Annotated in this window: 20 protein-coding genes; 19 read left to right on the top strand and 1 reads right to left on the bottom strand. The window is 50.6% G+C overall.

Going from position 1 to position 22067, the window contains the following annotated elements; genetic code table 11:
* The first annotated feature begins 9 nt into the window (after positions 1–9).
* Positions 10–1266 carry a purple acid phosphatase family protein gene (locus tag SPTER_RS18230; RefSeq protein ID WP_144351689.1) on the top strand — a complete coding sequence of 419 codons (1257 nt, stop codon included), beginning with the start codon at positions 10–12 and terminating at the stop codon, positions 1264–1266.
* A 105-nt stretch (positions 1267–1371) separates the two neighbouring features.
* On the opposite strand, the gene SPTER_RS18225 is transcribed toward SPTER_RS18230, so the two are convergent.
* Positions 1372–1857, bottom strand: coding sequence for a CarD family transcriptional regulator (locus SPTER_RS18225; protein WP_144351688.1), 486 nt, complete (start codon positions 1855–1857; stop codon positions 1372–1374).
* Positions 1858–2429: 572 nt separating this feature from the next.
* Here SPTER_RS18225 and SPTER_RS18220 point away from each other — a divergent pair.
* From SPTER_RS18220 to SPTER_RS18135, 18 genes are all read left to right on the top strand, one after another.
* Entirely contained in the window at positions 2430–3632 is a 1203-nt protein-coding gene (locus SPTER_RS18220) for an MFS transporter (RefSeq protein ID WP_144351687.1), read from the top strand.
* Positions 3633–3660: 28 nt separating this feature from the next.
* A complete protein-coding gene (locus SPTER_RS18215; RefSeq protein ID WP_144351686.1) occupies positions 3661–5031 on the top strand; it encodes a uroporphyrinogen decarboxylase family protein in 1371 nt (456 codons plus the stop codon).
* Between the two features lie 138 nt (positions 5032–5169).
* Positions 5170–6603, top strand: coding sequence for an S-layer homology domain-containing protein (locus SPTER_RS18210; protein ID WP_170233318.1), 1434 nt, complete (start codon positions 5170–5172; stop codon positions 6601–6603).
* A gap of 139 nt (positions 6604–6742) precedes the next feature.
* Positions 6743–7489 carry a GntR family transcriptional regulator gene (locus SPTER_RS18205; RefSeq protein ID WP_144351684.1) on the top strand — a complete coding sequence of 249 codons (747 nt, stop codon included), beginning with the start codon at positions 6743–6745 and terminating at the stop codon, positions 7487–7489.
* A gap of 1 nt (position 7490) precedes the next feature.
* On the top strand, positions 7491–8129 hold the full coding sequence (locus SPTER_RS18200; RefSeq protein WP_144351683.1) for a cobalamin B12-binding domain-containing protein: 639 nt from the start codon (positions 7491–7493) through the stop codon (positions 8127–8129).
* A gap of 26 nt (positions 8130–8155) precedes the next feature.
* Positions 8156–9055, top strand: coding sequence for a uroporphyrinogen decarboxylase family protein (locus SPTER_RS18195; RefSeq protein ID WP_170233317.1), 900 nt, complete (start codon positions 8156–8158; stop codon positions 9053–9055).
* 210 nt (positions 9056–9265) lie between these two features.
* Positions 9266–10450, top strand: coding sequence for an MFS transporter (locus SPTER_RS18190; RefSeq protein ID WP_144351681.1), 1185 nt, complete (start codon positions 9266–9268; stop codon positions 10448–10450).
* Between the two features lie 349 nt (positions 10451–10799).
* Positions 10800–11996, top strand: a complete 1197-nt coding sequence (larC, locus tag SPTER_RS18185) for a nickel pincer cofactor biosynthesis protein LarC (RefSeq protein WP_144351680.1) — start codon at positions 10800–10802, stop codon at positions 11994–11996.
* Positions 11997–12063: 67 nt separating this feature from the next.
* A complete protein-coding gene (locus tag SPTER_RS18180; protein ID WP_144351679.1) occupies positions 12064–12843 on the top strand; it encodes an IclR family transcriptional regulator in 780 nt (259 codons plus the stop codon).
* Positions 12844–13057: 214 nt separating this feature from the next.
* On the top strand, positions 13058–13672 hold the full coding sequence (locus tag SPTER_RS18175) for a 4Fe-4S binding protein (RefSeq protein ID WP_144351678.1): 615 nt from the start codon (positions 13058–13060) through the stop codon (positions 13670–13672).
* A complete protein-coding gene (locus SPTER_RS18170; RefSeq protein WP_144351677.1) occupies positions 13672–15117 on the top strand; it encodes a hypothetical protein in 1446 nt (481 codons plus the stop codon). Before SPTER_RS18175 ends, SPTER_RS18170 begins: the two co-directional genes overlap by 1 nt.
* 148 nt (positions 15118–15265) lie before the next feature.
* Entirely contained in the window at positions 15266–16552 is a 1287-nt protein-coding gene (locus SPTER_RS18165) for a benzoate/H(+) symporter BenE family transporter (RefSeq protein ID WP_246105349.1), read from the top strand.
* A gap of 23 nt (positions 16553–16575) precedes the next feature.
* Positions 16576–17373: a quinolinate phosphoribosyl transferase gene (locus SPTER_RS18160; protein WP_170233316.1), complete on the top strand. Its 798-nt coding sequence runs from the start codon at positions 16576–16578 to the stop codon at positions 17371–17373.
* Between the two features lie 6 nt (positions 17374–17379).
* Positions 17380–18288: a molybdopterin-binding protein gene (locus SPTER_RS18155; RefSeq protein ID WP_144351675.1), complete on the top strand. Its 909-nt coding sequence runs from the start codon at positions 17380–17382 to the stop codon at positions 18286–18288.
* Entirely contained in the window at positions 18269–19066 is a 798-nt protein-coding gene (locus tag SPTER_RS18150; protein ID WP_144351674.1) for a 2-keto-4-pentenoate hydratase, read from the top strand. Before SPTER_RS18155 ends, SPTER_RS18150 begins: the two co-directional genes overlap by 20 nt.
* Complete coding sequence (locus SPTER_RS18145) at positions 19063–19935, top strand: acetaldehyde dehydrogenase (acetylating) (RefSeq protein WP_144351673.1); 873 nt, start codon at positions 19063–19065, stop codon at positions 19933–19935. The genes SPTER_RS18150 and SPTER_RS18145 overlap by 4 nt, the downstream gene beginning before the upstream one ends.
* On the top strand, positions 19932–20948 hold the full coding sequence (gene dmpG, locus SPTER_RS18140; protein ID WP_144351672.1) for a 4-hydroxy-2-oxovalerate aldolase: 1017 nt from the start codon (positions 19932–19934) through the stop codon (positions 20946–20948). Before SPTER_RS18145 ends, dmpG begins: the two co-directional genes overlap by 4 nt.
* Entirely contained in the window at positions 20945–22054 is a 1110-nt protein-coding gene (locus SPTER_RS18135) for a M24 family metallopeptidase (RefSeq protein ID WP_144351671.1), read from the top strand. The genes dmpG and SPTER_RS18135 overlap by 4 nt, the downstream gene beginning before the upstream one ends.
* Positions 22055–22067 lie beyond the last annotated feature (13 nt).

Below are 22067 nucleotides of genomic sequence, written 5' to 3'. Positions count from 1 at the left end.
GGTGAGATAATGCGAAAACCACTCATCTTTGTACAGATTTTATGTTTAATTGCTGTCATCTTGCTGAGTTCCACAGCCTTGCTGTCTGCTGCCATTATGCCCGCGCCCAATGCCTGGCCTGATCATATTACGTTAACATGGACCGACGATCCGGCAACCACCCAGACGATCACCTGGCGGACAGGGGCGGCCACGGTGGGCGGGCAGGCGGAGTATGCGGAAGCAGCTGACTTTATCGCGTTTCCTGCCGGCGCCAGGGCCGCGGCTGGTATTGAGGTGCTGCGCACCAATACCGGCGATATGGCTATTCATTCTGTGACCCTGACCGGTCTCAAGCCTGGCACCCGTTATCTATACCGGGTGGGTACCCCGGACCACTGGAGTGAGCCCCATGCCTTTACCACCGCCGGCGCCCAGGTTCCGGGCTTTAAATTTCTGGTGTTCGGTGATTCGCAGAGTATCAATTATGGTGTTTGGCAAACAACGCTAAGACAGGCCTTTCAGGCTAACCGGGATGCTGTGTTCTTTACCAATGTGGGCGATCTTGTGGATGTGGGCCAGGATTATACCCACTGGGCTGGCTGGTTTAGCGCGGCCCGGGGTGTTATTGATACAATCCCGGCCATGCCTGTTGCCGGTAACCATGAGTGTTATACACCAGCGCGGCAATTCTCAAAACCGGTTTTTTTTACAGCCCAGTTCAAGCTGCCGCAGAATGGCCCTGCGGGGCTTAAGGGGCAGGTATATTCTTTTGATTATGGTGATGTCCACTTTATTATGCTGGACAGCCAGGCCGGCGAACAGCGGCAATTTGAGCCTGATATGCTGCACAAACAGAGCCGCTGGCTCCAGCGGGACCTAATGCTCACTGATAAGAAATGGAAGATTGCCTTTATACACCGGCCGCTTTACAACAATAAGCCTAATCCGGAAAATCCCAGTCTCCGCCAGGTTTTCGGGCCTATTTTTGATCAATATCACGTTGACCTGGTTTTTACCGGTCATGATCACGTCTATGCCCGCACCTATCCTCTGTATGGCGGGGCCGCAGCCGGCAGTCCGGCCGGGGGCACAATTTACGTGGCCAGCGGCCGCAGCGGGACCAAAACATACCTGAATACGGCTGCGAAAGAATGGAACCGGTTTTTTCACAATCCGGTAGCAGCAGCAACCTACATTACCGTTGAAACCGGCGGCCATTGGCTGCGCGTTAACGCGTTCAGTCACAGCGGCCTGCTGATTGATGCCTGGGAAATTAACAAATAGACTGCCGGCGGCCGCTATACAAGCGTCTGCCGGCAGTCCGGCGCGGAATTTAATAGTAATAAAAAAAACATCCTGGTCAATAATCCAGGATGTTTAACCATAGTGTTACTTGACAGTAAACATTTCATCTAAGAAATTAGTGGCTTGTTCATGAGGAATGTCTTTGACCAGTACGACCTCGCTGATAAGAATCTGACGGACATTATCAAGCATATTCTTGTCAGCCATACCCAGTTTCCGCTTGTTTTTAATACGCAATAAATCACGGATGACCGCAATCTCCTCATAGATGTCGCCTGTCTTCATTTTGGACATGTTCGCGCGCTGTCTTTGTGTGTCATTCATTATCAATTCAGTTTCTCCGTGGTTGTGGAAGGTACTCAGAACGTCATCAAGTTTGTCCGGATCGACAACCGGGCGCATACCGAGCCTCTCGGTCTTATCAAAAGGGAGCATTACCTGCATGTTCCTATGAGGTATATTCACGACATAATAGAGCTGTTTTTGCCCGAACATTTCCTTTTCCTCAATGCTCTCGATAATACCCCCGCCATGCATCGGGTAGAAGATTTTATCACCAATTTGAAACATGAAGTCACCCCCTAGTAACGATGTTATTAAGTATAACATAATTTTAGATAAATATCAACTTAAAAACCATAATTATAGCATTCGAATTTAAGCCCGTCAATATGTTAATTTATAATCCGGCCGCTCCCCGCCTGGATTTCTTATTCCTCATAGCAAATAAATGGACAAATAGTGCGCAAAGGGTGGTACAACAGAATTACAATTTGCAATATCTTTTGCGATATTGGCCGGATTTTTCGCCAGAGTAACGACGTAGGCCGGAGCGAGATTTTTTACTTGGCATAAGCCAAGTTTTTCTAACCTAATGTAATTAGCTGATAATTAGTGTGCTCCGGTAAGCAGTATGATATACCGTGCAAACGGGCATTATTAAAAAAGTTAACAGCAGTATATTAGATATAATAAAATATTATAAATTATTAGAAAACTATGCAGGAATTTGACAGATAATGCAGAATAAAAACTTGTGTAGACAACTATTCGACTAGGCGAAAAGCGGCAAGCCGCTATCCCGGTAATGAAAGGAGGGCGAGTTCAGGTTAGCTGTTACAGGCAAAAAAAGGGAGGTAAGTATGGAAACGCAGATGAAGAAGGACGAGTTTAATCAGTACCGGTGGGTAGTACTGGCATTAATGTTCTTATGCTTTTTGTTTACTTTCGTAACCCGGTTTGCGTGGCCGCCCCTTATCCCGGTGATCGTCCCTGCGCTTGGCATGAAAATGACCCAGGCCGGGGCCTTTATGAGTGCTTTTTACTTTGGCTATGTGGTGACGCAAATCCCTGCCGGGGTGTTGGCCGACCGTTTTGGCGTACGTTTAATTTTGGCGATCAGTTTAATCCTGGAAGGGGTTTCCACCTTCGGTATGGGTTATATGCAGGGGTATGATACCGGTTTCTGGCTGCGGGCGGTGACCGGCCTGGGGGCCGGCGCCGTATTTGCGGCCTGCTCCCGCGCCCTGATGGAATGGTTCCCGGCGAAAGAACGGGGGATCGCCTTTGGGATTATGCTGGCTGCTCCCTCAGGCGGCATCGTATTATCCAATTATATTGTGCCGGCTTTGAATCAGGCCTTTGGCTGGCAGGGGGCATTTAAGTCTATTGGTATTGCCACCGTATTGCTGGGGATCGCTATTTATTTCCTGGTGCGCACGACCGATGAGCCCAAGGGTGAAAAGAGTATGCTGGGCGGATTTAAGGTAGTATTCGGCAACCGGGATATTCTGCTGACCGCTTCCGCCGGCTTCTGCCTGATGTGGGTAGAGCTGGGAACCGCCACCTGGGCCAACGCCTATATTAAGAAATTAGGTTTCTCGCTGGCTGATGCCGGTTTGGTCATGATCCTTTATGGCATCGGCGGCGTGATTGCGCCCATGGTATCAGGGTATCTTTCCGACCGGATGGGCAATCGCAAAAAGCTGCTGATCCTGTCCTATGTGGCGATTATTCCCCTGACGGTGTATTTCGGGTACCAGACAACATTAAGTATGTTGTGTATCGTGGGGTTTGCCTTTGGCTTTTGCTCTTATATGGCCAACCCGCAGCTGACTATCTTAATCTCGGAATTTGCCGGTAAAGAATGGGCGGCAACCGCCAACGGCATTTCCAACTTTATATTCCAGCTGGCATCGATGATTGGCCCTGTGATCCTGGGCTTCTCTATTGATGCTACCGGCAGTTTTAATACCGTATGGTGGATGATGGCGGCAGGACCGCTTGTTGGCATATTGCTGCTGTTGCCTGTAGGGAGAAAAAGCCAAACCGCCGCTGTAAATTAGATAATTAACATGAAGAGAGGTATGGCCAATGTCTCTGGAAATGCAAAAGTTATATGATGAGCGATTAGGAAGATATCAGGCTACGATTGCACTGGAGCCAACCGACAGGATTCCCATTGCCTCCGGTTCCTGCTATCTGGCCGAGGTATATTCCGGCGCCACCAATCAGGAGATTATCTATGATCCTGATAAATGGTTGCAGGCGGAGATGGCCTTCATAAAAGACTTTCCAGAGATTGACACCTTACGTGACAATCGCGTCTGGGCGCCCCTGTATGATGCAGTTGGCTGCAAAACCTATAAGCTGCCGGGACGGGACCTGCCTCCTAACCAGCACTTCCAGTTTGTTGAAGAAGAATACATGCAGGCTGATGAGTATGAGCTGCTTATTCAGGACCCCGGTTTATTTATGCTGAACAAATTTTTGCCCCGGGTCCTGGGTGAATATGGCAGCCCGGATGCCAACCGTTCCCATATGGCTTTTCTGAAAGCCGGTATGGGGCAGATGATGATGAATAATATCATGCGCAACCGGTCGCTGCAATTACAAACAGTGTGCGGAATGCCGCAGCCTACGACCGGGGTTTTTATCGCGCCGTTTGATGTGCTGGGGGATGTGCTGCGCGGCTTACGGGGGGCCTTGATGGATACCTACCGCCGGCCGAGGCAGGTGCTGGAGGCCTGCGATGTGCTTGTTGACGTCATGGTGCGGTTTGCCTTGTCCACTGCCGATCCGCTGCGGCGCTACCCGATTTTTGTGCCAACCCATAAAGCCTGCTTTATGTCGCCTAAGCAGTTTGACACCTTCTATTGGCCATCCTTTAAGCGGGTGCTGGAAAAATTAATTGCCGCCGGGTATACTGTGCGGGCCTATCTGGAAGGTGACTGGAAACAACACTGGCATCACTTCAATGAATTGCCGCAGGGCAAGGTGCTCTGCGATATTGACACCCAGGGGGATATCTTTAAGGCTAAAGCCGATTTTGGCCGGCAGCAGGCTATCTCGGGCGGAATACACGATTCTACCTTTATCCTGGGGACACCGGCTGAAGTTGCTGAACGGGTACACCATTTGTGCGAGACTGTGGGTAAAGGCGGCGGCTTTATCATCAATGGCGGCTGTAATATACCCTATGACACCAAGCCGGAAAACTTCCGGGCCATGATTGATACGATTATGCAATACGGCTGGTATGACAAAAACTGCAAACCGGTGCCGAAACCGCCGGCGGCAGCTGCGTCTGCTCCTGATGATATCGCCAGACAGTACCGGATCACCCCGTGGGCGACAAGGGTCAAGGAGCTAGGCGGTGTACGGGGGGATGAGGCTATGATTCAGCAGCCCTGGGATCAGCTAGAGGCGATGGCCTTTAATTGGCTGTGGACCTGGACCATGTAATCATCAGGGCAAGCTGCCGGCTGCAGGCGGAAGGGCCGCAACCGGCAGCGCCGGCCGGCCGCTGGTTGCCAATCCATAGCTGAAATTATCAGAAGAGTTTAAAAAAATGTCTGTGATTTTATGGAGGAGGAATATATTATGAAAAAAGTAAATAAACTGCTGGCAATCATTCCCCTGGCGCTTATGAGTATTACCATGGCCGGGACGCCGGCCCTGACCGGCACCGTGTCGGCGGCAGCGGCGACGTCGTTCAGTGATGTGCCGGCCGATCACTGGGCCTATGACGCGGTGGCCAAGCTGGCCCAAGCCGGGATTATTGACGGCTACAATGACCGCACCTTCCGGGGCGACAGGGTCCTGACCAGGTACGAATTCGCCATTATTGTGGCCAAAGCCATGGATAATTTCGAGAGGGCCGATGAAAACAATAAAGAGATCATCGATACCCTGTCGGCCGAGTTTAATAGTGAGCTCAACCGCCTCGGCGCCCGGGTCGCCCAGGTGGAAAACAAAACCAACACCTGGCTTGGCGGTGAAACGCGGATGCGTTATATTGCCAACGACCCTAATCCGGCATCAGGCAAACGCTTAAGCGGCTCGGAGCAGTTTGATTTCCGGCAGCGGATTAAATTCTGGGGCCGGATCAATGAAGATATTTCCTGGATCGGCCGGATTACAACCTCCGGCGGCAATAAATTCGGCAGCGTCAATTATCCCGGCTCCGGCTCGGAGATCAGCCTGGATATCATGAATGTGACGGTCCAGGGGCTGTTGGGGTCAGACAATATCCGCGTCGGCCGGTCGGCCCTTGATTTCTATACAACCGGCCTGTTCGGCGGCCCCTTGAATTATGACGGTGTCACCATTAACAAACGGTTCGGCGACGTCAGCTTCAAAGGCTGGACAGGCACCATCAGGCCGTCCACCGAGGCCAACAAAAATCAGCTGAGTACCGCCCAGGTCGGTTTTAAGGTGAATAACGACCTGAATGTTAAGACAGGCTACTACTGGGCCAACGCTGTGGGAACCAGCAGCCCTGACGGTAAAGGTCTGCTTAACACCAACCGGGGCAGTTATGACAAGTCGAAGGGCTGGTCGGCCGGCTTTGACTACAAGCTTGGCAAGTATACGCTGCTGGGCGACTATGTCGGCACCTCGCTTGTCAATGCCCGGGACGGGCTGGGGTCCAATCCCAAAGCCTGGGCCGTGCAGTTCAGCAACAGCCAGGGACCGGCTGTGCTGTATCCGGCGGTAAATCTGGTCAATCCGTCCAAAGTGGGCAGTGATGCCTGGCTGGTCGGATACCGCAGCATTGATCCGGGAGCCATCCCCAATGGCGCCGGCGGCTATGACCAAACGGCCGTCAGCAATCTTGCCCAGCCCTACAATGTTTCCGCTCACGGGACCGATAATGTCAATGTGCTGATGCTGGCTTACCAGAATGTAATTGCAAAAAATCTCCTGCTGTCGCTGGAATATCAGGATTTCAAAGTTAAGGAAAGAGGCCTGACCAGCCTGGCCTCCGACCGTCTTGATAAAAACTATATGGTAAAATTTGAATTCTACTACTAAAAAACTGCGGCGGTCCAGGGGGTACCCGGGGCCGCCCCCTTGATACCCTGGAGCTTTTTTCATCAGGCAAGCAGGGAAGATTCCACCCATGTAGAAACTATAAAGGATAGATGCTGGCATAAGGTGGCTGCTACAAGGAATGGACAGAATTAATAAAAATTTATTTACCCCGCCCTTTTATCAATTGGCAACAATATTAGAGCAACGGATACTGGCTGGTGAGTTTAAACCGGGAGAATCGCTGCCGTCGGAAAATGATCTGGGACGGGAATATGAATTGAGCCGGACAACGGTGCGGAAATGTCTCAGCCTGCTGGCTGAACGGGGCCTGATCAGTGCCCAGCAGGGCCGGGGCACATTTGTCTCCAGGCCGTCATTGGACCGCGCCCTGTTTGTCATGGAAGAGTTTACCGCCAAGATGGCCCAGGAGGGGAAAAAGACCGGGCACCGCTTGGTGCATGTCCGCTTTCGCAAAGAGCTGCCGGAGTTTGCTCAGAAAATCGGCATGCTGCCCAGCCAGGGGATTTTATACTATTGCCGGCTGTTGTCGGCTGACGGCGAAGCGGTTGCTGTTGAGCATAAATATATGTGTTATAAAAAAGGCCGGCCTATTCTGGAAAATGAGTTTCAGTATATGGCGTTTTCGGAGATTATTGCCATTCACACCGACTTCCTGCCGGTGAGGAGCCAGGCAATGCTGACCGCCGAGAGTGTCAGTGAATTTGACGCCAAATACCTGCAGCTTGTACCGGGAGCACCTGTATTACGGCTGCAGCAGGTCCTGTACACTGGTGACGATCAGCCTGTTGGCATTGGTGTTTTCTATTACCGCAGTGACCGGTATTCATTAATTTCAGATATACAACCGTTAAAGGGGGGACGTTAAAGTGTTAGCACTCCTGGCAAACGCCATCAGCGAGCTTGATGAGCCGCTGGCGCTGGAACTGGTTAAGAAAAGTCTGGAATCCGGTGTTTATCCATTGGACATTGTTGAGGAATGCCGCTCGGGCCTGATCGCCGTGGGTGAACGGTATTCCCGGGGTGAATACTTTCTGGGTGATCTCATTCTTTCGTCGGAGATATTTTCCCAGATTATGGACATGATTGCGCCGGTTGTGGAACTGGCCGCCAAGGAGCCTGTTATCGGCAAAATCGTTTTTGGAACGATTGAGGGGGATATTCATGATATCGGCAAAAATCTGGTAGGCTCCCTGCTGCGGTGCTACGGTTTTGAGGTCTACGACCTGGGGGTCGATGTGCCGCCTGATAAATTCATGCTGGCCTTAACCGAATCAGGCGCTCAGATCCTGTGTTTATGCACCTTGCTGTCGCCCGGCTTTGAGGCTTTAAAGCGGACCATTCAGCTGGTGCGGCTGCTGGAACGCAATTCAAAAATCAAGGTCCTTATCGGCGGTCTGGTGAATGAAAAAGTAAGAGAGTATACCGGGGCCGATGCCTGGGTCGATGATGCCCGGCAGGGTGTGGAAATATGTCTGGACTGGAGCAAAGCAATCGCGCAGAAGTAACCAGCCGGAATTTGCAGGGAGGTATTATGAATCACAAGACAAGAGTGGCGGCGGCGATTAAACGGCAGCCAGTTGACCGGATACCCTGCGCAGAGCTGGTTATTGCCGATGCACTGATTCAGACCATGTTTGGCCAGACCGAGCTTGTCTTTAGACACCGGCTGGAGTTTGTGCAGACTCTGGGCCTGGATGCCGTGTGCCTGCACCCGGTTGTTGCCGATGAGTCATCAGCCCGGCTGCCGGCGCCGCAGGCTGTGGTGTTTGGTGAGCTGCAGGACTGGACAAAGTCTGACTTGTTTACATTTGCGGTACTTGACGGCCCGATGGGCTGGGGGTTCCGGCTGCTGGGATTTGAGCAGCTGATGACCAGAATGATCCGGCACCATGAGGATTTCCTGGAATTAACGGCCGCTGTTGAACAGCTGAATATGTCGCTGATGGACAGGCTGGCCGCCAGCGGTATAAACGGTATTATTCTTGCCGACGACATTGCTTTTAATCAGGGCGTCATTGCCCGCCCTTCCCTGTTGCGGCAGTCCTTATTTCCCTCGCTGGCCCGCCAGACTGCCCATGCCCAACAGCTGGGGCTGCCGGTATTTTTCCATTCTGACGGTAACCTGGCCCTGGTGCTTGCGGATATCGCCGCCGCCGGCTTTGACGGGCTGCAGTGTCTGGAAACGCTGGCCGGTATGGATATCGGGGCCGTAAAGCAGCAATATGGCCGCAAGCTTTGCTTGTGGGGGAATCTGGACCCGGCGGCGCTGATTGAACCGCACTCCCGGGAGTTCCTTGAGCAGGCGGTGCGCAAAATTGCCGCGGCAGCGGGCCGCGGCAGTGGCTTTATTTTTGGTACAAGCAGCGGCCTCTTTGCGCCGATGCGGCTGGAAAGTATAAAAAGTGTGTATGCAATTATTAGAAATTTATAAATATAGAACCGCCGAAGGTCTGTGATAGTAAAAGCTGTGTGCTATGCAGACCTTTGTGTTTTTCTGAGATCAGCTTAATTTCCTGGTTAAAGGCAGCAGCATTTGAAAAAGATAAATCTAAATATTTTTAATACAAGGAATATTGTCAAAATATGTCGTATATATACATTGAGTTGTCTACACGTCTAGGCCATTATAAAGGAGGCTACTATGCAAAACAGGACTGAGTCTTTACAGTACCGGTGGGTGATCTTAGTACTCTGTGTATTGTGTTTTTTATTTAGCTTTATTACCCGGTTTACCTGGCCGCCGTTAATCCCGGTGATAGTTCCCGCTTTAGATATGAATATGAGCCAGGCCGGAGCCTTTATGAGTGCATTTTATCTGGGGTATGTCGCCACGCAGATACCGGCCGGCATACTGGCGGATAGATTTGGCGTACGGATCATTCTGGCGGTGTGCTTAATTATCGAAGGCTTTGCGACAGCTTCGTTTTCACTGATCAATAACTATGAAGTGGGCTTTAATCTGCGGATTCTGGCCGGCTTAGGTTCGGGCGCTGTATTTTCCTCCTGTTCCCGGGCCCTTGTGGAATGGTTTCCGGCTAAAGAGCAGGGATTGGCTTTTGGCATATTGACGGCAGCGCCTTCCAGCGGAATTTTGATAACTAATATTCTTGTACCCTTTCTAAACATGATGTTTGGCTGGCGGGGGGCATTTCAGGCCGTAGGGCTGCTGACGATCATTGCCGGTGTTCTGGTATTTTTCCTGATGAAAGTTAATTACAGTGTTGACAAGAAACGGGAAGACGTTTTATCAGGGTTAAAATATATATTTGGTAACAGAGATTTGATGTTGCTTTCTGCTGCCGGTTTCTTTTTGATGTGGCTGCAGCTGGGGACAGCCACCTGGGCCAATGTTTATATTAAGGGCCTGGGCTTTTCGGTGCGTGAGGCCGGTACGGTAATGGCATATTATGGCTTGGGGGGGGCGATTGCGCCGCTTGTATCGGGTATTATATCCGACCGGCTCGGGCGCAGAAAGCCATTGGTGATCATCGCCTTTATCCTTGTCGTACCGGTTACTATTTTGTTCGGCTATCAAACTAGACTGGAACTGTTGTATTTAACAGGCTTCGCCGGCGGCTTCAGCTCTTATCTGGCTAATCCCCAGCTTACAGTGCTGATATCGCAGACAGCAGGTATAACCCGGGCCGCTACGGCCAACGGTGTGGCCAACTGCTTATTCCAGATGGCATCCCTGCTGAGTCCCTGGGTTATTGGGCAAGTGCTGGATTTTACCGGCAATTTCAACTATGTCTGGTGGATATTAGCGGCAGGTCCATTATTAGCGCTGTTGGTTATCGTCCGTGTTTATGAAGAACGCGTACATTAGTGTAAAAGCTATACAGGATAAAGCCTCCCTGCCAGCGGGAGGTTTTTTTATAAGATCAGAAAGTATAAGTTGAGAGGCTGAAAGTACTTATAAAACAAGGGGCGCTAAGGTCAATGGCCCGGCTTGGGCAAGGAGGCGGCGGTCCCGCAACCCCGGTAACCCCCCGGCCATTGCCGAAAGCCAAAAGACCGAGCCAGCGGTTTTTCTTATTAAAAAAATTTTTACTATTGCAGGAATTGCAATTATTATGTAGAATAGAGATATATCTAAATTATCGAACAATATGCGATAATGTCGTACTGTACCTGGTGATGTTTATTCAACCACCTACACAAAAGGAGTAAGCAGCATGACGATTGCCTATCTTGACTGTTTTTCGGGTATCAGCGGCAATATGATGGTTGGTGCCTTGCTGGACGCCGGCATGCCGCTGGAATACCTTGAAGCGGAGCTGAAAAAACTAGCCTTGTCATCGTATAAACTCATTGATAAGGAAGTATCAAAAAATGGCATCAGGGCCAGATATTTTAATGTCGATGTTAACAAATGGTTCCAGCCTGCCCGTAATTTTAATGATATCCGGTTAATTATTGAAGATAGCCTGTTGTCCGATCAGGTCAAAAAACATTCGTTAGCCATATTTTCCCGGTTAGCTGCTGCCGAAGCCAAAGTACACGGGGTTGCTGTTGATAAAATTCATTTTCATGAGGTAGGTGCGATTGATTCCATTGTTGACATTGTGGGAACCGCAATCGGTCTGGAATATCTGGGAATCGTGGAAATATATGCTTCAGCCCTTCATGTCGGATCAGGCTATGTTAAATGCAGTCATGGACTTATGCCGGTCCCGGCCCCGGCAACAGCGGAGCTGTTAACGGGAATTCCTTTCTATGCCGAGGGTATTAAGAAGGAACTGGTGACTCCCACCGGTGCGGCCATTGTCGCTGCGCTGGCCAAAGGCTTTGGGTCACCCCCGGCTCATTTTATAACCAGGAAGGTGTGTTATGGGTCTGGCAGCCGGGATATTGACATACCTAATGTTCTGCGCTTATATTTGGGAGATAAGGAACTGCGTAATAACTTAGGCGCTGCCGGTGAAACTAAGATCATTGAGACTAATATTGACGACCTGAATCCGCAGGTTTATGGCTATGTTATGGAGCGCCTGTTTGCGGCCGGAGCCCATGAGGTGTATCTCACTTCGATCCTTATGAAGAAGAACCGTCCCGGCACCAAAATCACTGTTATGGCAGCAGCCGGTAAGGTCAGCGACATCGTGCAGATCCTGCTGGCGGAAACAAGTACCCTGGGGGTTCGTATCCTAGGCTGCGAAACCACGCATATTGATGTCTCAATGCTGAATATCGAGACCGAGTGGGGAACGGTTAAAGTCAAAGTTGGCAAGCTGAACGACAAAGTCATGAATATCGCCCCGGAATTTGAAGACTGCAAAACCATTGCAGTCAAACATAAAATTCCCCTGAAAACCATTCATCTGCAGGTATTGCGCAGCTGTGGCCCCATGCTGGACCTGATGCTTAAGTAGTTTGCAGCGGATTCATAAAGACCGGGTTTCAGCCGAAATTGCCGGTACCAATGAAAAGGGTGTAAATATGCGAAATTCGACAAATGACAGTAAGCAGATTCAATCTATTGCCAGGGCGGTTAGTATTTTAGACCATCTGGCTGCTAACGGCAATGAAGACAGCCTGAGTAATATCAGCAGAACTATCGGCCTGAGCAAGAGTACCACCTACAGTATTATTGCTACCCTTGAACAACTGGGGTTAGTACAGCAGGATCAGACATCTGCCCGGTATTCATTGGGAATGAAGCTGTTCGAGCTGGGACAGATTGTTCACGCCAGTATGGATATACGGAAACTTGCCGTACCGCCGCTGCGGGAATTGGTTGCCAAACATGGCGAGACAGCGCATCTGGGGGTGTTGTCGCAGGGGGAGGTTGTCTATATTGACAAAGTAGCCAGCTTGCAATCTATTGGTATCTCATCCCAAATTGGCGGCCGCAACCCGGCCCATTGTACCGGTGTCGGCAAAATGCTGCTGGCCGGTTTGGCTGATGAGGAAGTCGAAAAAATAGTTTCGGAAAAGAAATTAAAAAAATTTACGGAAAAAACAATTACCGATGGGGCGGCCTTGCAGCAGCACCTCCAGACAATCCGCCGCCAGGGCTATGCTGTGGATGATGAAGAGATTGAAAGCGGACTGCGCTGTATTGCCGCACCGGTGCGCGATCATCGCCGGAGCGTGATTGCAGCAATCAGCATGTCCGGCCCTACGCAGCGTATGAATCCGGAAAAATTAGATCAGATTATTGCCGATGTCGTTGATACTGCCAATACAATCTCAATCCAGTTAGGCTATAGAAGATAAATAATACAAACACACTAACGAAGTGTCTTACTGCACACGCTACTGTGTTTTTTTACGAAGATATATGAACAGCGTGCGACAATGTGAGACGAGAGCGATTGTTGCATTAGCTGTAATATCATATAGATGTATCGCGCAATATAAGGGGGGATGCCGACAAGAAAGATAAATGTTGGTAAAAATGATTTTATTATTTCAAAAGGGAGGTATTCATTTGAAACTCATCTCTGTAAAACCGTCGATTTCGGCCGATAAATGTATTGGCTGTGGTATCTGCAGTAAGGTTTGCCCGGCCGCAACCATTGCTATCAAGGATAAAAAAGCGATTGTAGATGAAGAGTTTTGCCGTGGCTGCGGCGCCTGTGAACAACGCTGCCCCGTATATGCCATTGCGATGGTCAAGCTGGAAAAACCTTATACGGTAGCCGTTAATGTAGAGGATGTTCCTTACGAAAAAATTAAGGAATTATGTAAAACTGCCCATATGCATCCGGAACAGATCATCTGCTATTGTACCGCTACCCGGGCGGAAGAAGTAGCAGCAGCCGTCCTGACGGGCGCCAAAACACCAGAGGAAATATCCCGCCGGACAGGCATTCGTATGGGGTGCAAGGTGGAGTGTATCCAGCCGATACTGCGAATCCTGAAAGCAGCCGGCATTGATCCCGAGCGTCCTGACGGGTATCAATGGTATGGTATTACGCCTACACTCTGGGATATTTCGCCGGAAATCAAAGAAAAATATAAAACAAGCGGTTTCTATTTTGACGAAGATATCAAGATTTTAGAAAAGGTAATTAAAGCAAAAGGCAGCAGGGGGGATCGTTGATGCGCAAACCGATTATACCGACAGCGGCAAAAATATCACAATATGGTATTCATCCGGATCTTCTGACAAAAAGGATGGCTGAATATCCGGAGATGACTTCGGTAATGGTTAAGGAGCTGTTTCCTGATGCACCGGAGGTCATTTATCCCAGTGCGGCAGGAGACGGGCTTGACCTGATTAAAAAGGCGGCAATCGCTGCTTTGCAAAATGTTGATATGTCTATGATTAAGCCGGGGCATTCTGTCAATGTACTGGCCTCGCACCATGGCTTTACCTTACTTGGCGGCCAGCCCTATGCGACCTTCCTGAAAGTGGTGCGGGACGAGATCGAGAGCAAGACAGGCGCCACCGATATCAGGCTGCGGGCCGGCAACGGGCTGCGTTTCCGTGAGACCGAAGAGTATATCAAGCAGTATGGACTGAACGTTCATTTTAAAGGGAAAGCCAGATGTATCGCCCCCATTGATGAAGGGATTCCGATTAAAACAGAAATTGGGACATTGTACGGGCTTAAATCGGTGTATGATGCCGACTGGATTGTACATGCCCATAATAGTGATGTCCGGGAAGTGCACTTTCACCGCCATGTGGACCGGGCCGTAAAACCGTTTGGTATGAGTTATGCCCGGATTGAAACCCGTTCCACCTATCACCAGAACCTGGGGCCGCGGGGCGCCAATTTTACAGCCCGGTCGATTTTTGAGTCAGAGTTTGTTAAATCAAAATTTGCCTTTACGGCGTTTCTGGATATGGCACCCAGCGGCGTGGTTGGTGTTGTGGCTGCCAATGATCTCTTTGAACTGAATGACTATCTTACTTTCGTCGGTCTTAATTATTACGGGAAGATCATGACCTTGCTGGGCGAGATTGACGAATGTATTGTGGGCCTGGATTTCCCGTGCCCGGTGCCCTATGTGTTTGCCGCCGGCGTCATTTACGCCAATATGGTAGGGGCCAACGTCGATTTGTTTGATCTTGATGGTGATTTGCCACCCTATACCTGGTATACTGAGGCTTTTTACGGAAAAAACGGCAAGCCGCTGATTGACGATATTGCGCCGGTTAATCCGGCAGTTAAAATGGTCATTCACAACTATGCCTGGGGCGGCTACCCAAGCGCATTTTTCTCGGAACAGATACCAACAATTGTTGTTAAGAAAGAACAAGCGGAACTTTTTGACAATGATCCCCAGAATCTGGAGTATACCAAACATGCGGTGATTTCTGAAAGCCTTGACAATGCCATGCAATTTGCCTACAAAACGGCCAACACCGATAAAGTGTTAATTTTTGACGGCGCCATTGGCGGGCTGAACCTTAGCCATAGTCTCCTGCAGCTGCTGCAAGCAAAAGCACCGGCTGTCTCCAAACGGGTGGATGAGGAATTAATGCCAAAATGGCTGCGGCAACGCGGCATTTCACCTTTGGGGGTTAAGCGGCAATAACCGCCGCTTGACCTTAGGCAACCAGCCAACGTTTAATATTGGCTCAATGTTGTTTCTATCAAGACACTAAAGCCGGTGCCTGTTCTGCACGAAGCAAGTTTATTGCCAAATGAGTAAAATAATGAAGGCTATGAGGAGGGATTTTATTATGGCATGGATGGAACCAGGGTATAAACTTACCGACAGTCTGAAGGTTACAGTAAAAAACGCTAATGCCGCAGGAATTGGTACCGGTTTTGTTGCCGCAATATTTAGCATTATGGGCCCGGGTGTTATTGTCATGAATGCTGCTCAGCAGGGGCAGCTTTCCCCTGAGGTTGCTACTTCCTGGCTGTTTGCGATCTATATGACCGGTGGCCTGTTAACTATTTATTACGCTTTGAAGTATCGTTTGCCGCTGGTAGCGGCTTACAGTATTCCCGGTGCGATTATCATCGGCAAGTCATTAACTCACCTGCCTCACGCGGAAGCGGTAGGCGCTTACTATATGGTGGCCGTGCTTGTCATTGTCATCAGTGTTTCCGGTCTGATAAAAAAGGCTATTGATTATCTGCCGCTGCCGGTAATGCTGGGAATGATTGCCGGCGTAATGATGAGTTTCGGCGTTAATCTGGTCACTGCAATCAAGGAGCAGCCGGTGCTTATTGGTCCGCCGGTGCTGCTGTTTTTTGCCCTCACGGCGCTGAAAGGGTTCGCTAAGAAATTCCCCCCGATACTGGGATCCATTATTCTGGGCGGATTTCTGGCAACAACGCTGGGCATGGCCCAATGGGATGTGCTCGAGTTTCAATTAGCGACACCGGTGTTGTTTCTGCACCCGGAATTTACGGTCAGGGCATTTTTTGAACTGACAGTCCCGCTGACGATTTTGGTGCTTGGCGTGCAAAACATTCAGGCGGTGGGTGTTTTGATGGCGGAAGGTTATAAAAATCTGCCGATCAATTCGATCTTCATCGCGCCTGGCCTTGGCACTGTTCTGAATGCCATTTTTGGGGCTCATCCCTGCGTTACTGCCGGTCCCAGTACTGCCATTTGCGCCAGCCCGGCCGCCGGAGAGGATAAGTCGCTCCGCTTTATTGCTGCTATTTCCGAAGGCGTTTTTTGGATTCTTTTCTCCCTTTCCGCCGGCGTTGCCATTACTGTTGCCGGGCTTGTGCCGAAAGAACTGACGGCGATGCTGGCCGGTCTGGCTATGTTTGGCGTATTAATCAGTGCCTTCGCCGGTGCCTTTTCCGGCAGATTCAAATACGGTTCGTTCGTGTCCTTCATTGTCGCTGTTTCCAATATCAGCATATTTAACATCGGCTCGCCATTTTGGGCACTAATCGCCGGTCTCCTGTTCTCAATTATATTGGAACGCGAGGATTTTGTGGCTCAGCGACAGGAGCAAGAGCAAGAACTGCTGCTTGAGCGTGAAAATGGGCAAAATGCCTAGTTCAATTGATGGGAGGGATGACATTGGCAAACGACATACGTGACACGATTTTTGCCTCGGTGCGGGACAAAACCTATACTGCCTGCCTGACTGCGGAACAAGGCGGGGTAGTGGCGGGCGTTAAGCGGCTCCAAACCGTCCTGGAGGAGCAACGGCTAAGCTATCAGTTGCACAAACAAGACAACGATACAGTAGCCGCAGGCGAGGTCATTCTTACCCTGACCGGCACACCGAAAGAGATTGCCGTTGCCGAAGAGTTTGCTATCGGTATGTTGAGTAAGCCATCCGGGATTGCCACTGCCGCCCGGAAGGCGGTGGCCAGCGCTGGTTCGCTGCGCATTGTGAGCGGCGCCTGGAAAAAAATGCCGCCGGAGATCAAGCAGCTTGTCAGAGAGGCGGTCAATCATGGCGGCGCGCATTTCCGGATTGTGGATGTCCCGTTTTTGTATCTGGACAAAAACTTTGTCCGCATGCTGGGCGGCATTAAGGAAACACTGACTGCCGTGAGCGCAAGACCGGAGTTAAAGGTTCTGCAGTTAAAAGGGGAAACCGGTGATATTGCGGCTGAGGCGGTGTTGGCGGCCGAGTGCGGGGCCGGCATTATCATGGTCGATACCGGCAATGTGGAAGACTTACGCAGGGTAAGCGCCGGTCTGAGAAAAACCGGCCGGCGGTCCCAGGTTCAACTGGCGTTTGCCAAAGGAATTTCCCTGCAGAATATCGGCAGCTTACAGGCCGAAGATATTGATATTTTGGATATCGGCATGGAAATTATCGACGCACCGTTATTAGACATGAAACTTGATGTGGTGGGGAGCTAAGCTGTCATGAATTTAAATCTGCTTGAGAAAACGGAACTGCGGGTTCAGAATGTCCTTATGAAAGATGTAAATTTAAGTGATATTGCCACAAGCGTAGCCCAGGTTCTGGAATTACCACCGGAAAAAGTATTGGTTATTGACGTACGGCAAGATCATTTTTGTCTGGATATCCTGGAGAAGAAGGTTTCCATCAACCAGATTATCGGTAAGGAAAAATTGCTGCTGGCAAGGTTGGGACAAATCACCGGCCTTACGATTAGTCCTGAGACTTTTATTGATTCCCAGGGGATTATGGGACTGATTAATTGCGATGCGGTGGAGTCCGGGCAGATTGTGACCAGGACGCAGGCTATGCTGACGGAAATCGAAAAAAATGTTCTGGCCCGGGCGCTGGTTTACGCCACCGGGTTTGAACTTGAACAGGCCATGATTGAAGACACGAATTCCCCGTATCTCTGTAAAGCTATGCAGGAAAACGGTTATAAAACAGAGTTCGGCGGTGTGATTGCCGACAGCAAAGGGGCGATCAGCCGAAAAATAATGGAAGCAATTGATCGTGGCTTTGGTCTGATTATTACTACCGGCGGTGTGGGGGCCGAGGACAAGGATTTTAGCGTTGAGGCGTTATTAGCGGTTGACCCGGCGGCACTGACGCCCTATATTGTCCAATTTGAACAAGGAACCGGGAGACATGTCAAGGATGGGGTACGCATTGGTATCGGCAAGGTAGGGCTTGCTACTATTGTCAGCTTGCCAGGGCCGCATGATGAGGTGGTAGCAGCCACTGAGGTTCTAAAACAATATTGTCGTGCCGGTTTGGTGGATCAGGCTGGTCTGGCCACTGAGCTGGCCCGGATTCTACGGGGAAAATTACAGCAAAAATGGAGGGGTCACCATGGAAAAAAACACCATTAATCAACTGGCTGCCGCGCTTTATGAGGCGGAGAAGACCGGTACAGCGATTGCAACTCTCACCGATCAGTATCCGCTTACCAACGACGAGGCTTATGCCATTCAGCTTGAAGGCATGAAACTGCGGCTGGCCGCCGGACATCGTATTGTCGGGAAAAAGATTGGTTTGACGAGTAAGGCTATGCAGAATGCGCTGGGCGTATTTGAGCCTGATTATGGTTATATTGCCGATTATATGATGGGCTATGAAGGTGATGCCGTTGTGTTAAGCGAGCTTATTGCCCCGAAAGTCGAACCGGAAATTGCTTTTGTCTTGCAGGAAGACCTCCAGGGCCCGGGGATTACGATTGCCGATGTTTTACGGGCTACCGCCGGGATTATGCCGGCCATCGAGATTATTGACAGCAGGATAAAAGACTGGAAGATCAAGATTCAGGACACAATTGCCGACGGCGCTTCCATCGGGCGGGTTATTCTGAGCGGGAAGCTGACGCCCCTTGCGGATATTGACATGAGGTATATGGGGCTGGTGCTTGAGAAAAACGGTGAAGTAGTTGCTACCGCGGCCGGCGCTGCCGTTCTCGGACACCCGGCCAACGCCGTCGCCTGGCTGGCCAATAAGCTGGCCCAATATAACATTAGTCTGAAAAAAGGCGAGGTCATTATGTCCGGGTCCTTTACCGCCGCCTGCCCGGTAGCTGACGGTGATAATATAACATTTTATTTTGACCGTATCGGCAGCGTATCTGCGCGTTTTAAAAAACAGGAGGGGATTTTGTGAAGTTAAGAACCGCTATAGTTGGACCAGGTAATATAGGAATAGATCTAATGCTGAAAATAGCCCGTAGCGAGCATTTGGAACTGGTGATAATGGCCGGGATTGTCCCCGACTCTCACGGATTAAAGCTGGCAGAAGAAAGAGGAATTAAGACCACAATTGAGGGCATTCACGGGATTTTGCAGGAAGCGAATATTGATATAGTGTTTGATGCCACCGGCGCCCGGGCTCACCAAATGCATGCGCCACTCTTAAAAGCAGCCGGGATTTTTGCCGTTGATTTAACACCGGCAGCCGTGGGACCCTACTGTGTACCGGCAGTAGAGCTTAACTTAGGGGGTGGTGTGGACAATGTGAATATGGTGACCTGCGGCGGGCAGGCAACTGTCCCGATTGTGGCCGCAATCAACCAGGTGGTCCCTGTTGAATATGCGGAGATCGTGGCCACAATCTCCAGTAAAAGCGCCGGACCCGGTACCCGGCAAAATATCGATGAATTCACCGAAACCACCAGGAGCGCCCTGATAAAAGTGGGTGGGGCCAAGGAAGGCAAAGCCATTATCATCCTGAATCCGGCGGAACCGCCGGTTATGATGCGCAACACAATTTACTGCAAGTGTGACACCCGTAATATTGACAAAATCAAAGAAGCGATTAACGCTATGGTGACGAAAGTAAAAAAATATGTTCCCGGCTATCATTTAAAAATCGAGCCTTATGCGGACGGGGAACGGGTAGTGGCCATGGTGGAAGTGGAAGGGGCCGGCGACTATCTGCCCAAGTATTCCGGCAACCTTGATATTATTACCTCGGCCGCGATTGCCGTCGCTGAGCGTTATGCCCAGAACAAACTGAAGGGGGTTAATTCATGAAGCATATCCGTTTAATTGACGTTACGCTGCGTGACGGCATGCATGCCATCAGCCACTCGCTGGCGGCCGAACAAATGGCGGGAATTGCCCGGCGTTTGGATGAGGCCGGTGTAACTACTGTTGAAATTGGCCATGGGGATGGGATTGGCGGATCATCCCTGCAATACGGTTTCGCTAAAGCTACCGACAAAGAGTATTTTGCGGCAGTTTCGCAAGCGCTGAAAAATTGCAAGCTGGATGTGCTGTTAATTCCCGGCATCGGGACGATTGAGGATTTGAAGGTTGCCATGGAATACAATGTTCACACCGTCCGGGTTGCTACCCATGTTACAGAGGCCGATGTGGCCGAACAGCACATAAATTTTGCCAAGAAGCATGGGCTGGAGGCTATCGGTTTTCTGATGATGAGCCATATGGCCTCTGTGGAAAAAGTGGTTGAGCAGGCCAAACTGATGGAGAGCTATGGCTCGGATATTGTCTATGTGACCGACTCCGGCGGCGCCATGGTGCCGGGGGAAGTGAAAGAAAAAATTGCGGCCGTGAAGGCGGCTGTCAAGGTTCCGGTTGGCTTCCATGGCCATAACAATCTGGGCCTGGCGATTGGCAATAGTTTGGCGGCTATCGAAGCCGGGGCTACTATTATCGACGGCTCGGTCCGCGGTCTGGGGGCCGGTGCCGGCAACACCCAGCTGGAGGTATTGGCAGCAGTGCTTGCTAAAATGGGGTATGAAACCGGCATTGATCTTTATAAATTGATGGATGTCGGTCAGGAGGTTATTGACCCGCTGCTGCATCGCCCCCAGGTAATCAGCAATGACGCGCTGGTTATCGGCTATGCCGGTGCTTATGGCAGCTTCCTGCTCCATGCCCGCCGCGCCGCAGAAAAATTCGGGGTTGATTCCCGGGATATTCTCATGGAACTGGGCCGGCGCAAAACTGTAGGCGGTCAGGAGGATCTGATTATTGACGTTGCCATTGAACTGAGCAAACAACGCCGGCCGGGGGCCGTATGATCAAGGCCCCTTACCAGGACCGGCTGCAAAGAGCCCAGCAAATGATGGCGGAGAACAATCTTGATGTCCTGCTGGTAACCAACCGGGAGAACCTGATCTACTTTACCGGGTTGACCCAGATTGAATGCCTGGCTGTGATCATTCCGCGCCAGGGTGAACCATGTGCCGTAACGTTATGGCTGGATGCCGGTTATGTAGGGAATGAGACCGGCATAAAAACGTACGGCTATCTCTTTCCGGGAGAGAGTCTGGCAGCTAAAACCGTCGAGCGGATCAAGGCTTACGGTTATACCGAACCCAGTATCGGGTTTGAACGTTATTTTGTCGGGTTTGCCGTATATGATACGTTGCGTCGCCATTTTCCCGAAAATGGGTTCAAAAACGCCGGTGAACTCTTTTATCGCCTGCGCGCGGTGAAAGACGCCGGGGAGATAGAGTATATGCGCCAGGCGGGGAGGATTGCCGTACAGGGCATGGCGGCCGCTGTGCAGGCGGTAGTGCCGGGCGTGCGCGAACTGGATGTCCTGGCCGAAGCGGAGTATGCCATGTTAAAAGCAGGATCAGGCGGATCTCCCTTTCGTCCTCAGGTTGTTGCCGGCAGCCGGTCCCTGCTGACTCATCCCTGCGCCAGCAGCAAGAAAATTGAAACAGGTGAGATTGTCGTTATCCATTTGGGCGCCACGTATGAGGGGTATTGCGCCAAACTGTGCCGCACCGTGGCTGTAGGTGACGTTGGCGAGGCCAAAAGAGCTGTATATGAGCTGTTGCTGAAAGCACAGACAGCTGCCATTGCCGCGCTTAAGCCGGGAATAACCGCTGCTGAGGTGGATGCTGCCGCCCGGGAGATTGTTGAGGAGCACGGCTACGGCCAAAGCTTTCTTGATGTCGTCGGCTATGGCGTGGGTATCCGGCAATCTGAGTTTTATCCCCTCATCGGCAAAGGCCGGCAGGAACGGATTGAAGCCGGTATGGTGGTGGATTTGCTGTTGCCTACCATCTACAGACAGGACATTGGCGGACCCCGGGTGACGGATTGTATCTATATAGCAAACAATGGTTCTGAATTGCTCACCGATTACCCGCGCGAGCTGATACAAGCCTATTAGTTACCACACAATA

It is taken from the genome of Sporomusa termitida, from assembly GCF_007641255.1.
Classification (GTDB): Bacteria; Bacillota; Negativicutes; order Sporomusales; family Sporomusaceae; genus Sporomusa; species Sporomusa termitida.
This window is presented reverse-complemented; position numbering and strand designations above follow the sequence as displayed.

Excerpts from the sequence above, each read along its gene's own strand:
- SPTER_RS18230 (WP_144351689.1), top strand. The coding sequence starts at position 10 with ATGCGAAAACCACTCATCTTTGTACAGATTTTATGTTTAATTGCTGTC.
- SPTER_RS18225 (WP_144351688.1), bottom strand. The coding sequence starts at position 1,857 with ATGTTTCAAATTGGTGATAAAATCTTCTACCCGATGCATGGCGGGGGT.
- SPTER_RS18220 (WP_144351687.1), top strand. The coding sequence starts at position 2,430 with ATGGAAACGCAGATGAAGAAGGACGAGTTTAATCAGTACCGGTGGGTA.
- SPTER_RS18215 (WP_144351686.1), top strand. The coding sequence starts at position 3,661 with ATGTCTCTGGAAATGCAAAAGTTATATGATGAGCGATTAGGAAGATAT.
- SPTER_RS18210 (WP_170233318.1), top strand. The coding sequence starts at position 5,170 with ATGAAAAAAGTAAATAAACTGCTGGCAATCATTCCCCTGGCGCTTATG.
- SPTER_RS18205 (WP_144351684.1), top strand. The coding sequence starts at position 6,743 with ATGGACAGAATTAATAAAAATTTATTTACCCCGCCCTTTTATCAATTG.
- SPTER_RS18195 (WP_170233317.1), top strand. The coding sequence starts at position 8,156 with ATGAATCACAAGACAAGAGTGGCGGCGGCGATTAAACGGCAGCCAGTT.
- SPTER_RS18190 (WP_144351681.1), top strand. The coding sequence starts at position 9,266 with ATGCAAAACAGGACTGAGTCTTTACAGTACCGGTGGGTGATCTTAGTA.
- larC (WP_144351680.1), top strand. The coding sequence starts at position 10,800 with ATGACGATTGCCTATCTTGACTGTTTTTCGGGTATCAGCGGCAATATG.
- SPTER_RS18180 (WP_144351679.1), top strand. The coding sequence starts at position 12,064 with ATGCGAAATTCGACAAATGACAGTAAGCAGATTCAATCTATTGCCAGG.
- SPTER_RS18170 (WP_144351677.1), top strand. The coding sequence starts at position 13,672 with ATGCGCAAACCGATTATACCGACAGCGGCAAAAATATCACAATATGGT.
- SPTER_RS18165 (WP_246105349.1), top strand. The coding sequence starts at position 15,266 with ATGGCATGGATGGAACCAGGGTATAAACTTACCGACAGTCTGAAGGTT.
- SPTER_RS18155 (WP_144351675.1), top strand. The coding sequence starts at position 17,380 with ATGAATTTAAATCTGCTTGAGAAAACGGAACTGCGGGTTCAGAATGTC.
- SPTER_RS18150 (WP_144351674.1), top strand. The coding sequence starts at position 18,269 with ATGGAAAAAAACACCATTAATCAACTGGCTGCCGCGCTTTATGAGGCG.
- dmpG (WP_144351672.1), top strand. The coding sequence starts at position 19,932 with ATGAAGCATATCCGTTTAATTGACGTTACGCTGCGTGACGGCATGCAT.
- SPTER_RS18135 (WP_144351671.1), top strand. The coding sequence starts at position 20,945 with ATGATCAAGGCCCCTTACCAGGACCGGCTGCAAAGAGCCCAGCAAATG.